This window comes from Streptomyces sp. UH6 (assembly GCF_013421635.1).
Taxonomy (GTDB): Bacteria; Actinomycetota; Actinomycetes; order Streptomycetales; family Streptomycetaceae; genus Streptomyces; species Streptomyces abyssomicinicus.
In genome coordinates, this window is the sequence record NZ_JACADT010001305.1 from 1 (window position 1) to 1,274 (window position 1,274).

2 protein-coding genes are annotated in these 1,274 nt (G+C 73.0%); both read right to left on the minus strand.

Going from position 1 to position 1,274, the window contains the following annotated elements; translation table 11 throughout:
* Positions 1 to 196 precede the first annotated feature (196 nt).
* Positions 197 to 610, minus strand: a complete 414-nt coding sequence (locus tag HW445_RS31470; RefSeq protein ID WP_151771326.1) for an anti-sigma regulatory factor — start codon at positions 608 to 610, stop codon at positions 197 to 199.
* Between the two features lie 359 nt (positions 611 to 969).
* The gene (locus tag HW445_RS31475; protein ID WP_180224178.1) at positions 970 to 1,197 is read right to left on the minus strand and encodes a hypothetical protein; all 228 of its coding nucleotides are present in this window, start codon (positions 1,195 to 1,197) and stop codon (positions 970 to 972) included.
* Positions 1,198 to 1,274 lie beyond the last annotated feature (77 nt).

Consider the following 1,274-nt stretch of genomic DNA (forward strand, 5'->3'; position numbering starts at 1 on the left):
GTAGCCCTTCCCCGAACCCCCCGGCTCCCGGCGTCCCCCCTGGTGCGGGGCCTGCCGGACACGCCGCTCGGTCCCGTCGCCCCGTCCGGATGCGGCCGGGCCTGACCGGGAATCCCGTCGGCCCCGTCCGCGCGCCCGGCCGCCGCGGCCCCGAGGGCGCCGCGTTCGTCGTCCCGCACCGGCCCCTCCCCGTTCCTCACGTCGGCCCGGGTCCCGCGCCGCGCTGTTTGTAGAGGCTGATCGACACCGTCCGGTCCTCGTCCACGGCGGACGACACCTTGCCCGCGAGCGCGGACAGGACCGTCCACGCGAAGGTGTCGCGCGACGGCGCGTTCCCGTCCGTGGTCGGGGCCGAGACCGTGACCTCGAGAGAGTCGTCGACCAGCCGGAAGACACAACTGAGGACCGAGCCGGGCACGGCCTGCTGGAGCAGGATCGCGCAGGCCTCGTCCACCGCGATGCGCAGGTCCTCGATCTCGTCGAGGGTGAAGTCCAAGCGGGCGGCGAGACCGGCCGTGGCCGTCCGCAGCACCGACAGGTAGGCACCCGCTGCCGGCAGCCGGACTTCCACGAAGTCCTGGGTCGCGGGCTCGCCTGCGATCTGGGACACCCTCACCTCCAAGGTGGTACAAGCGTTTTCAGGGCCCCGGGAGTCGCCCCTCCGGGGTAACGCGATACATGGTTCAGCGGTGACGCTACCGCGCGCGGGACATTCCTGTCCCCGGGACCCCGTCGCTGTGAACTCACTCCCAGTGAACACTTATTCACGGAGCGTGTACAGGGGGTGCGTGCTCGCACGTCGTCACTCTGTGCCGGATTGACGTACCCATCCGTCCCACACGCCAACCGCGTCACGCGGAAGGGGTGTCGATGCTGTGACCGGACCGTGTCGGTCACGTGCCGGAGCACGCCCGGGGACGCCGAAGTCCCGCCCGGTGGTCGCCGGACGGGACGGGTGCGGCCGTGCGGTCAGCGGCGGCCGCGGCGGTGGTGGTGGGCGATCCGTTCGTGGGGCACCTCCGCGGCGGGGGCCCGCAGCCTCGCCTCGCCGGGTTCCTGCCCCTTGGCCGGGCACTCCGGGTTCTCGCAGTGTCCGGGACGCCACACGGGCACGTACGTGCCCATCATCTTGTGCCGCCGGACCACCATCGGCACGGGCTGCCCGCAGGACGGACAGACATATCGGTCACTGTCCATACCGCCAGGGTAGATCGGGCCGCCCGCCCCCGCACCCTCCCCCGCGCCGCCTCCCCCGGCGGCGCGGGAGGCGGCGG

Coding starts and splice junctions, on each gene's coding strand:
- HW445_RS31475 (WP_180224178.1), bottom strand. CDS start 1,197: ATGGACAGTGACCGATATGTCTGTCCGTCCTGCGGGCAGCCCGTGCCG.